We start from the raw sequence: 12,682 nt of genomic DNA, 5'->3' as shown, positions 1-12,682 counted from the left end.
CTAGAGGAGTCCCAGCTCGCGCACGGCGGTGCGCTCGGCCTCCAGCTCGGCGACGGACGCGTCGAAGCGGGCACGCGAGCGCGCGTCGAGGTCGAGGCCCTCGACGACGCGGTACCCCGACCCGTCGGAGGTCACGGGGAACGAGCACACGAGTCCTTCGGGCACGCCGTACTCGCCCCGCGACACGACGGCCGCAGACGTCCAAGCCGTTCCGGACTGCTCGTCGCGCACGTGTTCGATCGCCGCGTTGGCGGCCGAGGCGACCGACGACGAGCCGCGCACCTCGATGATCTCCGCGCCGCGCTTCGCGACGCGGGGGATGAAGAGGTCGTCGAGCCACACGAGCGCCTGCTCGTGCCCGCCGAGGCGCTCGGCGAGCGCGTCGACCACGGGCTTGCCGGCGACCGTCGCGTGCGACACGTCGGGGAACTGCGACGCGGAGTGGTTGCCCCAGATCGCGACGCCGTGGATGTCGTCTGGGCGTGCGTCCAGCGCCTCGGCGAGCTGCCCCACGGCGCGGTTGTGGTCGAGACGCGTGAGCGCCGTGAACCGGTCGGCGGGGATGTCGGGAGCGGATGCCCGGGCGATGAGCGCATTCGTATTGGCGGGGTTGCCCACCGCGACGATACGCACGTCGTCGGCCGCAACCGCATTGAGGGCGGCGCCCTGCGGGCCGAAGATGCCGGCGTTGGCGGCGAGAAGGTCGGCGCGCTCCATGCCGGGTCCGCGTGGTCGCGCGCCCACGAGGAGCGCGATACTGGCGCCGTCGAAGGCGGATTCCGCGCTGTCGGTCACCTCGACCGAGTGCAGCAGGGCGAACGCGCAGTCCTGCAGCTCGAGTGCGGCGCCCTCCGCAGCGCGCATGCCCTGCGGGATCTCCAGGAGCCGCAGCCGCACCGGCCGGTCCGGTCCGAGCATGTCTCCCGCAGCGATGCGGAAGAGCAGCGCATAGCCGATCTGGCCCCCCGCGCCCGTGATCGTGATGGTCGTCGCAGTCGTCGCCATGCGTTGAGCATATTGCGGCCGCTCGGCGCAAGGAGGTGCCGATTTCCGGCAGTGTCCGGTCGCGCGGGGTACCGTGAGGAAATGACGTTCAACGACAATGCGCGCGTCGGGGGGAACACGGCGCGTCGTCGGGGCGCCGGAGTCGCGGTCGCGGGAGGCGGGATCGCGGGCATCGGCGCGATCGCCGTGCTGCTGCTGAGCCTGTTCACGGGACAGGACTTCTCGAGTGTCCTCGGACCCATCGCGAGCGGCGGGGGCGGCCAGGAGACGGCGATCGACAACTGCCAGACCGGAGCCGACGCCAACGCGAACGACGACTGCCGCCTGGCTGCGGCATCCCTCAACATCGACCAGTACTGGGCCGGCAACATCCAGGGGTACCGCCAGCCCCAGCTCGTCATCGTCGACGGCTCGACCTCGACGCAGTGCGGCACGGCGTCCAACGCGACCGGTCCGTTCTACTGCCCGCCCGAGGAGTCCGTCTACGTCGATCCGACGTTCTTCGCGCTGCTGCGCGAGCGGTTCGACGCCACGGCGGGCCCGCTGGCGCAGCTGTACGTGCTCGCCCACGAGTACGGGCACCATGTGCAGAACCTCAGCGGCATCATGGACACCTATCCGGACAACGGGACGGGCCCCGACAGCAACGGCGTGCGCACGGAGCTGCAGGCCGACTGCCTCGCCGGTTCGTGGGTCGCGCACGCGGGCGAGCAGAAGGACGAGAACGGCGTGCCCTTCCTGCAGACGCCGACCGAGGCGCAGGTGCGGGATGCCATCAATGCGGCGCAGGCCGTCGGCGACGATCACATCCAGAAGGAGTCCGGGGTGCCGGTCAACCCCGAGTCGTGGACGCACGGATCGAGCGAGCAGCGCCAGAGGTGGTTCATGAAGGGGTACCAGAGCGGCTACCAGGCCTGCGACACGTTCGGGGTCTCGGGGGATCAGCTGTGAGCGGGCCCGCGCACCTCGACCGCATCCTCTATCCGCCGATCGAGCCGTACGAGACGGGCGAGCTCATCGTCGGCGACGGCAATCGCGTCTACTGGGAGCAGAGCGGCAACCCCGAGGGCAAGCCCGTCGTGTTCCTGCACGGCGGCCCCGGCGCGGGCACCTCGACGTGGCACCGCCGCTTCTTCGACCCCGAGCGGTACCGCATCGTGCTCTTCGACCAGCGCGGCTGCGGACGCAGCACGCCGCACGCCAGCGATCCCCGGGCCGACCTCCGGTTCAACACGACGTGGCACCTCGTGGCCGACATCGAGCTGCTGCGCCGCAACCTCGGCATCACCAAGTGGCAGGTGTTCGGCGGCTCGTGGGGCAGCGCCCTCGCGCTCGCCTACGCGCAGGCGCACCCGGCGTCGGTCACCGAGATCGTGCTGCGCGGCATCTTCACGCTGCGGCGGTTCGAGCTGGAATGGTTCTACGAGGGCGGAGCGTCGGCGATCTTCCCCGACCTGTGGGAGGACTTCGTCGCGCCGATCCCCGTGCTGGAGCGGTCGCGCATGATCGAGGCCTACGCGCGCCGGCTCGCCGACCCCGATCCCGCCGTGCACCGGCAGGCGGGCCTCGCGTGGACCCGCTGGGAGGCCTCGACCCTCACGCTCCTGCCCGATCCCGACCTCGTCGCGACGATGACCGAGCCCGACGCGGCCGTCGCCTTCGCGCGCATCGAGAACCACTACTTCATGCACGGCGGCTGGTTCGACGACGGGCAGCTCATCGCCGGCGTCGACGCCATCCGCGGCATCCCCGGTGTCATCGTGCAGGGGCGCTACGACGTGTGCACGCCCGCCATGACGGCGTGGGATCTGCATCGGGCGTGGCCGGAGGCGGAGTTCCACATGATTCCGGATGCCTCCCACTCGGCGACCGAGCCGGGCATCGCGCGCGCGCTCCGAGCCGCGACCGACCGGTTCGTTCAGCGCGACGAGAGCGTGCGTCCGCCCGACGCCTGAGTCCGTCCCCCTTGCGAACCGACGGGGTCAGCGCCCGCGCACGAGGTCGGCGGCCCGCTCGCCGACGATGATCGAGGGTGCGTTCGTGTGCCCGCGGATGATCGTCGGGATGACGGAGGCGTCGGCGACGCGCAGCCCCTCGACGCCGCGCACGCGCAGTTCGGGGTCGACGACCGAGGCGGCATCCGTTCCCATCCGCGCCGTCCCGACGGGGTGGTAGAGGGTGTGCGAGTAGCGGCGCATCGACAGTTCCGCCCGCTCGTCGGGACTCATCCGCTCGCCGTGCTCGGGCAGGACCCAGCCGCCCGTCGTCACGGCGCCGAGCGCCTCGGTCGCGATGAGTCGCTCGCATTCCGCGATGCCTTCGCGCAGGGTCGCGGCGTCGATGCCGTCGGGATCGGTGAGGTAGCCCGGGTCGATGAGCGCCTTCTCCGTCGGATCCGCCGACGCGAGCCGGATCGTGCCGCGACTGCGCGGCCGGAGCAGGATCGCGGCGAGCGTCAGCCCCTCGGCCGGCAGGGGGACGAGGCCCTCTCCGACGTACGGCCCGGGCGCGAAGAGGATCTCGATGTCGGGCAGTCCGCCGGCCATGCCCGTCCGGTCGGCGACCTCGGTGCGGATGAAGCCGTGCGCCTCGCCCACGTTCGAGGTCAGCATCCCCTTCCGCGCCGTGAGGTAGCGCACGAGCTCGCCGAGCTTCTCGGCCCCGTAGAGGGTCCCGCCCTTCGCCTCGGGCGCGAGCCCTGCGACGAGGTGGTCCTGCAGGTTCGAGCCGACGTCGGGACTGTCGACGACGACCGGGATGCCGTGCTCGGCCAGGTGCTCGGCGGGCCCGATGCCGCTCAGCATGAGCAGCTGCGGCGTGTTGACGGCACCTCCCGCGAGGATCACCTCGCGGCGGGCGAGCGCCTGGCGGGGGATGCCGTCGAGCTCGACGTAGACGCCGCTCGCACGGGGGACGGCGCCCGCACCCCCGGTTGCCGAGCTTGTCGAGGCATCGAACGTCACCCGTCGCACGAGGGCGCCCGTCACGATCCTCAGGTTGGCCGGGGGCTTGCGCAGGTACGCGTCGGCCGTCGACGCGCGGGCGCCGCGGTGCTGCGACACCATCGTCTGCGCGAAGCCCTGTCCTGCGGGCAGGTTCGGCGGCGTCAGCTCGTGGCCGAGCTCCTTCGCGGCGTCGAGGAACGCCGCCGTGTGCGGTCGCGGGTCGCGCTGATGCTCGACGCTCTGCGGGCCGTCGACTCCCTGCGACGGGTCGGCGGGGTCGGCCGTGCGCTCCACGCGGCGGAAGTAGGGGACCAGCGCCTCCCACGACCAGCCCGGGCCTGCGGCATCCGCCCAGTCGTCGTAGTCCGCCGCGAAGCCGCGGATCCACATCATGGCGTTGAGCGACGACGAGCCGCCGAGCGTCTTGCCGCGCGGCCAGTAGATGGTGCGACCCTCGAGCTCGGGCTGCGGGACGGTGTCGTACGACCAGTCGTACTCGCCGCGGAACAGGGCCTTGAACGCCGCGGGGATGTGCAGCTGCGGCGCCTTGTCGGGCCCTCCCGCCTCGAGCAGCAGCACCGAGACGCCGGGGTCCTCGCTCAGTCGCGCGGCGAGGGCCGCGCCCGCCGACCCCGCGCCGACGACGATGTAGTCGGCCACGAGGTCGTCGCGGTCGCGGCTCATGCGCGCAGCGACTGCAGGATCGTGCGGCTGAACCGCACCCAGTCGTGGTCCATCTGGAAGCGCGTGAACCCCTCGCTCACTTCGGCCGCCGTGCGCGAGCTCGCGAACCACGGCGGCTTCGCGAGCACCGACACGATGCCGCGGCCCCCGAGGGCGCTCAGCGACCGCGGGAAGGGGCGGAAGGGGCCGCGCACGACGCTTCGCTCGACGTGGTCGAGCAGGAGCGTGTTGTGCACGACGCCGATGCCGCTGCCGACGTCGTCGAGGGTCGCGCCGGGGAAGCCGCCCCACGTGAGGCTCGCGTTGAGGTAGGCGAAGGCCGTCCAGGTGTTGATCGCGATCGATCCGTATCTCAGCCGGGCGATCGCGCGCAGGAAGCCGCCCCCGAGGGCCTTCTCGGTGACGGGATCGATCATGACGTTGGCACCGAGATTGCCGGCGAGGCGGTCGTTCGCGTGCGCGACGGCGGTGTCGAGGAACTCCTGGCCGAGGCCGGGCAGCAGGGCGACGCCCAGCACAGGGGCGAAGTACTCGGTCGTCTCGATCGCCGCCGCGTCGCCGCCTGTGCCGATCTCGACGAGCGCACGATCGCGCTCGGCATTCCAGCGGGCGTCGGGGTAGTCGGATGCCGCGGCCGCGAGCTTCTCGTCGGCGCGCGGATACCAGACCGGGCGGGCCGGCATCCTGTCGTATGCGTCGCGGAGAGCCGCGAGGAACGCGTCGCGCTGCTCCCAGTCGGAGCTCACGACGACGATCTGCGCCGCGATGCAGTTGTGCCCGCTGTTGTAGAGGCGCATCGTCGCCGCGTGCTCGGCCTGGAACGCGAGGTCGGCGTCGGTCCACTTCCCCGGGACGACGATGATGGGCGACACGCCGCCGAGTTCGGCCGTGATGGGCTTGTGCAGGCGCGGCTTGCCCTCCGCGCGCCGCCGCGCGGTCTGCGCGGCGCCCGACCCGGCCGACGGGCCCCACACGATCGCCTCGAAGGTGGAGACGGCACCCGTGATGTGCACGTGGTCGATACCCGGGTGCTGCGTGAGGTAATCGCCGACGTCCCCGCCGCCCGTGACGATCCGCAGGAGTCCCAGCTCGATGAGCGGTGCCAGCGCCCGCTCGAACAGGGGCACCAGCTCGTCCTGCGTCGGGTTCACCTTGAGCAGCGCGACGCGGTTGCTCGCGACGAGCTCGTAGAGCACGTCGAGCACAGGGATCGACGACTGGTTGCCGGCGCCGAGGACGAGGCCGACCCCTCCCGGCTGCGCCGGCGACAACTGGCCGAGCCCCGCTTCGCGGACGGCCTGTGCCGCCGTCACACCGGGCTCGAGCCACACCTCGCCCGTGAATCCCGACAGGAGGAGCTTGTCGGTGGCGTTCGCGGGGAACGCCTGGACGCGCACGCGGCCCTCCGGGCCTTCTTCCAGCGCGATGCCGTCGAGGGGGCTCGCTCCCTTCGCGAGCTTGTCGAGCGTCGCGATGTAGCCGTCGAGCGCGACGAGGGCGCCGTAGGGGCTCCCAAGCCATTCCTCGCCGACGAGGGGGTGCGCGGCGTCGAGCCCCTTCGTGCGCGCCGAGACGAGCGCCCACTCCTCGGCGCTCGCGACGACCGTGGCGCGCACGCGCTCCAGCAGGCGCGCACGCTGACCGAGCGTCAGGTGCGACCAGACCGCCGACCCGGTCTCGAGATCGGCGATGGCGGCCTCGATGGCGGGTGCGGACTCTGGCGCGGGCGCGGTCTTGCGCTGCGGGGCGGAAGTCTTCGCGGTGGGCGGCACGGCGCTCTCCTTCGGGCGGGGTGTGCTCAAGCTTAAAGCCGCGATCTGGGCGATCGGTGAGACTCCGTATCAGGTGCGGCGCTACGCAGTGCCGGGGTCGATGTCGGTGCGGCGGAGACGGTAGCGGCCCAGCGCGAGGAGGCTGAGCAGGACGAGGGCCGCCGGCACGATGCTGAAGCTCAGCACGATCGCCGTCACCGCGGCATCAGGCTGTTCGACGGTCTGCCCCGCCGTCGACGAGACATATCCCGTGATCGCCAGGATGACCGTCAGCACGGCGGCGCCCAGGGCGAATCCCACCGTTTCGCCGGCCGTCCACATGCCGCTGAACGAGCCCGCGCGACCCGGGCCGTTCGTCCGCTCGTCGTGCGAGATGACGTCGGGGAGCATCGCCATCGGCAGCGACTGCATGCCGGCGTACGCGATGCCCGCGAGGCCGACGGAGATGTAGATCCAGCCGCCGGGCGCCCACAGCACGCCGACGATCGAAAGCGCAGCGACGAGGAAGACGAGGCTCGCGATGGCGAACGAGCGCTCCTTCCCGATGCGCCGCGCGAGGGCGCCCCACGCGGGCGCCGCGAAGACCGCGGGTGCGATGAGCGCCACGAAGAGCAGCTCGACCGCGGCCTCGGAGTGGAGCACCCACTTCGCGACGTACTGCGCGTCGGCCAGCATGAGCGCCGTGCCGAGGGCCTGGAGGACGAAGGTGCCCAGGAGCGCGCGGAACGGCGCGCTCCGCCGGAGGGCCCGGATGCCCGCCGCGAAGTGGTCGCGGATGGTCGAGGAGCCGGACACCCGGGTGATCGCGGCCTCGGCCTCCGTCGCTCGCCGCGCGCGCCCCGCGACACCGGTCGCGACGAGCATCCCGAGCGCGATGACGACGCCTCCCACGATGCCCATCACGAGGTAGCCGGTCACCGGGTCGCCCGTCGTGCCGCGGAGGGCCGGTCCTCCCGCGCCGAAGAGCAGGATCGCGATGGTCAGCGCGACGACGCGCCATGTGAGCAGGCGCGTGCGCTCGTCGTAGCTCGGAGTGAGTTCGGCAGGCAGCGCGATGTACGGCACCTGGAAGAGCGTGAACGCCGTCGAGCACAGCGTGAACGCGATGAGCACCCACAGAGCGCCAACGAGCGGCCCCGCCGACGGCGGCGCCGCGAACGTCAGCGCGAAGAAGAACGGGATGCTGAGCGCACCGACGAGCATGAGCCGTCGCCGCGTGCCGTGCCGGGCCCGGTCGCCGTCGCTCAGGGCGCCGATGAAGGGCCCGATGATGACGTCCCAGATCTTCGGCAGCGTCACGACGACACCGGCGACCAGTGCCGCGACCCCGAGCGAATCGGTCAGGTAGTACGTGAGCACGAGGCCCGGCAGCGTCGCGAAACCGCCTGTGCCGAGCGATCCGATCGCGTAGCGCGCGACGACACCGGTCTTGAGGCGGGCGGGTGACGAGACAGGAGCGTCGATGCTCATCGCGCCAGTGTAAGCGGCTCGGGATGCCGCGCCCCGGCGCTCTTCACAGGTGCTCGCCCGCGTCGCTCGGCGGGTGGCGGAGCGGAGCACCCGCAGGATGCCGCGGGCGAGCAGCGCCGGGTCAGCGCGGCATCGCGCCCTCGACGGCGCGCAGTCCCGCGAGCGTCTCGCCGAAGCTCGTCGACAGGGGCGAGAGCCCGATGCGCAGGCCGCCGGGGTCGCGGTAGTCGGGGATGACGTCCTGCTCCCAGAGGGCCGCCGTCACCTCCCGCATCGCGGGATGGGACAGCGTGACGTGGCCGCCGCGCAGCGCGGGATCCCTCGGCGACGCGACCTCGACGCCGAGCGGCGCGAGCAGCTCGTCGGCGACCCGCACCGCGAACTCGGTCAGCGCGATCGACTTGGCGCGGATCGCTCCGATCCCGGCCTCCTCGATCATCGCGAGGGTGTCCTGCATCGCGAGCATCCCCAGGATCGGGGGCGTGCCCGACAGGAACCGTCGCATGCCGTCGGCCGGCCGGTACTCGGGGCCCATGAGGAAGACGTCGGCGGCGCCCATCCAGCCCTGGATCGGCTGCGCGAGGTTCGCCTGGTGCCGTGCGGCGACGTACGCGAAGGCGGGCGAGCCGGGACCGCCGTTGAGGTACTTGTAGGTGCACCCGACCGCGAGGTCGAAGCCCCATGCGTCGGCCTCCACGGGCACGGAGCCCGCCGAGTGGCACAGGTCCCACAGGATGAGCGCGCCGGCGTCGTGCGCGATCCGCGTGAGGGATGCGGCATCCGTCAGATAGCCCGATCGGTAGGCGACGTGGCTGAGCACGACGACCGCCGTTTCGGGGCCGACGGCCGCTTCGAGCGCGGTCGCGTCGACACCTCGCCGCAGATCGACGTCGATCCAGCGCACGCGCCCGCCGCGCTCGGCGGCGATGCCCTCGACCAGGTAGCGGTCGGTGGGGAAGTTGTCGCGGTCGACGACGATCTCGACCCGCGCGGGGTCGGCCGCCCGCTGCGCGTCGAACGCCGCCCGCACGAGCTTGTAGAGGAGCACCGTCGTCGAGTCGCCGACGGCCGTCTGTCCAGGCGCGGCACCCATCGCGACACGGCCGATCGTGTCGCCGATCGCGAAGGGGAGCTGCATCCACGATTCGTCCCAGCCGCGGATGAGCCGGCCGCCCCACTCCTCGGTCACGAACCGCTCGAGGCGCTCGCCCGTCGCGCGCGGCGGGCGCCCGAGCGAATTGCCGTCGAAGTACACGAGCGATGTCTCCGCCCCGACGAACTCCCCGCGGAACGAGCGCAGCGGATCGGCGACATCGAGAGCGGATGCCTCGGCCTCGAGCGCTGCATCGCGTGCGGCCGCGGCGACCACGCCCTCGGCGTCAGTGCTCATCCCGCACGATCTCCTCCTCCGGCACGACCGTCGCCGCGCCCAGCCACCCCGGGATCTCGTCGAGCGTCTCCGGCGGCTCACCCGGCACGAAGGTCGCGACGGCGTGCGTCGTCGCCGTACCCGGCCAGGGGTCGGCGAGCGCGGCGATGAGTGCAGGTCCGCGGACTCCGGCGCGGTCGAGCGCCGCGAGCTCTCCGGACTGGATGCCGGCGGTGCGATCGCCGTTGCCGAGGTCGGTGCCGTAGACGACCCGGCCGCCCGCCTCGCGGAATGCCGCGAGGTTGAGCGCGGCGTTCTCGGCCGCATCCGGATCGTCGCCGTGGATGTCGAGCGTCGAGACCCACACCTGCGTGGCGGCGGCCCGGGACGTGACCCGGATGCCGAGCCGCTCGCTGAACGGCGTGTGCGCGAGAGCGTCGACACCCGCGTCGAGCGCGAGGCGCGTCATCCCCTCGCCTTCCACGTGCGCGACGACCGGAAGTCCGCGCTCGCGGGCGCACGCGACGACGACGGCGAGGGTCTCGGCGTCGAAGACCGGTCCCGCCGCGCTGTTGAGGGCGACCTTGATGACGGATGCCCCGCATGCCGCCTGCTCGTCGACCGCCGTGGCTGCGCCTCCGGGCACACCGGGGTGGGGGGAGGCGTCGGCGACCTCGCGCCAGACGGCCTCGGGCGCCCACGGCCTTCCGACGGGGTACCCGCCCTTCGCCGTGAGGAAGGCGCCGGCGTAGGAGATCCGCGGGAAGCCCCCGCGCGGGCGCCGGGCCAGCGCGACGGGGTCGCCGCCCAGGTCGACCGCTGCCGCGACGCCGTGGGGCGCGAGGTCCTGCTCCTCGATGAGATGCAGGTGCACGTGGTGGTCGGTGAAGGCCGGCAGCACGATGCCGTGCTCGTTCGTGATGGCGCGTCGCCCGGGGGCGGCGTCGGGTCCGAGGAGCTCGCGGACCGCGAAGGGGTCGGTGTGCAGCATCCTTACCGTCCGATCTCTGTTCTGACCGCGAGCAGTTCCGGGAAGAAGGTCAGCTCGAGGGCCCGCTGCAGGAACGGCACGCCGCTCGAACCGCCCGTGCCGGATTTGCGGCCGATGATGCGCTCGACGGTCTTGAGGTGCCGGAACCGCCAGAGCTGGAAGTTGTCCTCGAGGTCGACGAGCTCTTCGCACGTCTCGTAGGCGGCCCAGTGCTCCCGCGGGTCCTCGTAGATGGTCGTGAAGACCGGGACGAGCTCGGGGACGAAGGTCCACGCCGCGGTGACGTCGCGCTCGAGCACGACGGCGGGGATCGCGTAGCCCGCGCGGGCGAGCAGGCGCAGGAACTCGTCGTACAGGCTCGGCGCCTCGAGCGCCGCCTTCACGAGCGCGTACGCCTGCGGGTCGGACTCGAAGACGCGGAGCATGCCGGCGTGCTTGTTGCCGAGGGTGAACTCGACGGCGCGGTATTGGGCCGACTGGAAGCCGCTCGCATGACCCAGGACGTCGCGGAACTGGGCGTACTCGGCGGGGGTCAGGGTCGCGAGCACCGACCACTGCTCCGTGAGCGTGCGCTGGATGTGCTTGACCCGCGCGATGCACTTGAGCGCCGGCGCGAGGCGATCCTCCCGCAGGAGCAGGCAGGCGGCCTCGAGCTCGTGCAGGACGAGCTTGAGCCAGAGCTCGGTCGTCTGGTGCTGGATGATGAACAGCAGCTCGTCGTGATGCTCGGGCTCGCTCAGCGGTCGCTGGGCGGACAGGAGCGTCGCGAGATCGAGGTAGCCGCCGTAGGTCATCCGATCGGCGAAGTCCGTCACGACCGACCCCTCGATCGTGCGGGTGTTGCCCTCGACGCCCTCCGCCACGGCCTCAGCCTAGTGAGGGCGGCGTCACCCGCGTCAGGGCGTCAGATGAGGGCGAGCTCGCGCAGCTTCGCCTCGACGTCGGCGTTGGAGGGCTCGACGTGGTGGCTCGAGTCGGGGTAGACGACGACCGGGATGCTCATGCGACCCGAGATCTCGCGCGCGACATCGGCGGCGGCGGGGTCGGCCATGAGGTCGACGTACTGGTAGTCGACGCCGAGCTGATCGAGCTGCTTCTTGGTGCGCCGGCAGTCGCCGCACCACTCGGCGCCGAACATCGTGAGGGTCGAGGAGGTCATCGTTCCATTCTCCCGGATGCATGCTGGGGGATCGCCGGAAAGCCCGGCCTCCGGGACTCAACGCCGTACATGCTGAGGAATTCCCATGCATGTCCTGGATCGCTTCGCCGTGCCGTGGCCGCGTGCCACGATGGGGAGACCGTGCAACTCTCCATCGTCGTCCCCACGTACAACGAGGCTCCCAACATCGAGGAGCTGGTACGGCGCGTCGCAGCCGCCACGCGGGGGATGGACGTCGAGCTGATCTTCGTGGACGACAGCACGGATGCCACGCCCGACGAGGTGCGGCGGGTCGCGGCATCCGCCCCCGTGCCGGTGCGGCTCATCCACCGCGAGCATCGCCGCGGCGGGCTGGGCGGTGCGGTGGTCGAGGGTTTCGAAGCCGCTGCCGCCGACATATGCCTCGTGATGGACGGCGATCTTCAGCATCCGCCCGAGGAGATCCCCGCGATGTGGCACCGCTATCGCCACGGCGACGTCGATGTCGTCATCGCGTCGCGATATTCCGGCGGCGGCACGTCGGGTGGGCTGGCCGACAACACGCGCATCCTGGTGTCGCGCACCTCGACGGCGCTGACGCGGGCGATGTTCCCGATCCGCCTCAAGGGCGTCACCGACCCGATGACGGGGTTCTTCCTCGTCGACCGTCGCGCGCTCGACCTCGCGACGCTCAAGCCGCGCGGGTTCAAGATCCTGCTCGAGATCCTCGCCCGCAAGAACCTGAGGATCGCCGAGGTGCCGTTCGATTTCGCCGACCGGTATGCGGGGCAGTCCAAGGCGTCGCTGCGGCAGGGCTTCAACTTCCTGAGCCAGCTCACCGCCCTCCGGTTCGGCAAGATGTCGCTCTTCGGGCTCATCGGCGCGTTCGGCGCCGTCGCCAACCTCGCCATCATGTGGGGGCTCACGCACGCCGGCATGGGCTACGTGCTCGCCGCCATCATCGCCGCCGAGGTCACGATCGTCGGCAACTTCCTCCTGCAGGAGCGGTTCGTCTTCCAGGACATGAAGGGCGATGCCTCGGGTGTCTGGTCGCGCTTCGCCAAGTCGTTCGGCTTCAACAACGCCGAGGCGCTCATCCGCATCCCGGTGCTCGCGTTCATGGTGCAGACGTGGCACATCTCGTCCGTCGTCGCCGCCGCCATCACGCTCGTGGTCGCCTTCTTCGTGCGGTTCATGTTCCACTCGCTGGTCGTCTACGCCCCGCGCCGCGCGGAGGAGTCCGCTCGCGTGCGGCGTCTCGTGAACGAGCTCGATGCGCAGGCGATGACACCGGGCGAGCTGTAGCCC

11 protein-coding genes are annotated in these 12,682 nt (G+C 71.6%); 3 read left to right on the top strand and 8 right to left on the bottom strand.

Features of this window, described 5'->3' with window-relative positions:
- Entirely contained in the window at positions 1-1,005 is a 1,005-nt protein-coding gene (locus ACH3VR_RS14630) for a malate dehydrogenase (RefSeq protein WP_397557055.1), read from the bottom strand.
- Between the two features lie 81 nt (positions 1,006-1,086).
- On the opposite strand from ACH3VR_RS14630, the gene ypfJ reads away from it, so the two are divergent.
- Positions 1,087-1,956 carry a KPN_02809 family neutral zinc metallopeptidase gene (gene ypfJ, locus ACH3VR_RS14625; protein ID WP_397557054.1) on the top strand — a complete coding sequence of 290 codons (870 nt, stop codon included), beginning with the start codon at positions 1,087-1,089 and terminating at the stop codon, positions 1,954-1,956.
- Positions 1,953-2,960: a prolyl aminopeptidase gene (gene pip / locus ACH3VR_RS14620; protein ID WP_397557053.1), complete on the top strand. Its 1,008-nt coding sequence runs from the start codon at positions 1,953-1,955 to the stop codon at positions 2,958-2,960. Before ypfJ ends, pip begins: the two co-directional genes overlap by 4 nt.
- A gap of 27 nt (positions 2,961-2,987) precedes the next feature.
- Here pip and ACH3VR_RS14615 read toward each other — a convergent pair whose 3' ends face one another.
- From ACH3VR_RS14615 to ACH3VR_RS14585, 7 genes are all read right to left on the bottom strand, one after another.
- Positions 2,988-4,634 carry a GMC family oxidoreductase gene (locus ACH3VR_RS14615; protein WP_397557052.1) on the bottom strand — a complete coding sequence of 549 codons (1,647 nt, stop codon included), beginning with the start codon at positions 4,632-4,634 and terminating at the stop codon, positions 2,988-2,990.
- Positions 4,631-6,406 carry an aldehyde dehydrogenase family protein gene (locus ACH3VR_RS14610; protein WP_397557051.1) on the bottom strand — a complete coding sequence of 592 codons (1,776 nt, stop codon included), beginning with the start codon at positions 6,404-6,406 and terminating at the stop codon, positions 4,631-4,633. The genes ACH3VR_RS14615 and ACH3VR_RS14610 overlap by 4 nt, the downstream gene beginning before the upstream one ends.
- A gap of 81 nt (positions 6,407-6,487) precedes the next feature.
- Complete coding sequence (locus tag ACH3VR_RS14605) at positions 6,488-7,876, bottom strand: MFS transporter (RefSeq protein ID WP_397557050.1); 1,389 nt, start codon at positions 7,874-7,876, stop codon at positions 6,488-6,490.
- A 121-nt stretch (positions 7,877-7,997) separates the two neighbouring features.
- Complete coding sequence (locus ACH3VR_RS14600; RefSeq protein ID WP_397557049.1) at positions 7,998-9,266, bottom strand: kynureninase; 1,269 nt, start codon at positions 9,264-9,266, stop codon at positions 7,998-8,000.
- On the bottom strand, positions 9,256-10,236 hold the full coding sequence (locus ACH3VR_RS14595) for a hypothetical protein (RefSeq protein ID WP_397557048.1): 981 nt from the start codon (positions 10,234-10,236) through the stop codon (positions 9,256-9,258). The genes ACH3VR_RS14600 and ACH3VR_RS14595 overlap by 11 nt, the downstream gene beginning before the upstream one ends.
- 2 nt (positions 10,237-10,238) lie before the next feature.
- Positions 10,239-11,099 carry a tryptophan 2,3-dioxygenase gene (kynA, locus tag ACH3VR_RS14590; RefSeq protein ID WP_397557047.1) on the bottom strand — a complete coding sequence of 287 codons (861 nt, stop codon included), beginning with the start codon at positions 11,097-11,099 and terminating at the stop codon, positions 10,239-10,241.
- Between the two features lie 41 nt (positions 11,100-11,140).
- Complete coding sequence (locus ACH3VR_RS14585; protein WP_397557046.1) at positions 11,141-11,395, bottom strand: glutaredoxin family protein; 255 nt, start codon at positions 11,393-11,395, stop codon at positions 11,141-11,143.
- A 141-nt stretch (positions 11,396-11,536) separates the two neighbouring features.
- Here ACH3VR_RS14585 and ACH3VR_RS14580 point away from each other — a divergent pair, with 141 nt between their 5' ends.
- Positions 11,537-12,679: a glycosyltransferase gene (locus ACH3VR_RS14580; protein ID WP_397557045.1), complete on the top strand. Its 1,143-nt coding sequence runs from the start codon at positions 11,537-11,539 to the stop codon at positions 12,677-12,679.
- Positions 12,680-12,682: the final 3 nt, after the last annotated feature.

It is taken from the genome of Microbacterium alkaliflavum (genome assembly GCF_044325405.1).
Taxonomy (GTDB): Bacteria; Actinomycetota; Actinomycetes; order Actinomycetales; family Microbacteriaceae; genus Microbacterium; species Microbacterium alkaliflavum.
This window is presented reverse-complemented; position numbering and strand designations above follow the sequence as displayed.

What these genes read in the sequence shown, in the direction of transcription:
- ypfJ (WP_397557054.1), top strand. Translation starts at nt 1,087, where the DNA reads ATGACGTTCAACGACAATGCGCGCGTCGGGGGGAACACGGCGCGTCGT.
- ACH3VR_RS14605 (WP_397557050.1), bottom strand. Translation starts at nt 7,876, where the DNA reads ATGAGCATCGACGCTCCTGTCTCGTCACCCGCCCGCCTCAAGACCGGT.
- ACH3VR_RS14630 (WP_397557055.1), bottom strand. Translation starts at nt 1,005, where the DNA reads ATGGCGACGACTGCGACGACCATCACGATCACGGGCGCGGGGGGCCAG.
- ACH3VR_RS14585 (WP_397557046.1), bottom strand. Translation starts at nt 11,395, where the DNA reads ATGACCTCCTCGACCCTCACGATGTTCGGCGCCGAGTGGTGCGGCGAC.
- ACH3VR_RS14595 (WP_397557048.1), bottom strand. Translation starts at nt 10,236, where the DNA reads ATGCTGCACACCGACCCCTTCGCGGTCCGCGAGCTCCTCGGACCCGAC.
- ACH3VR_RS14600 (WP_397557049.1), bottom strand. Translation starts at nt 9,266, where the DNA reads ATGAGCACTGACGCCGAGGGCGTGGTCGCCGCGGCCGCACGCGATGCA.
- ACH3VR_RS14615 (WP_397557052.1), bottom strand. Translation starts at nt 4,634, where the DNA reads ATGAGCCGCGACCGCGACGACCTCGTGGCCGACTACATCGTCGTCGGC.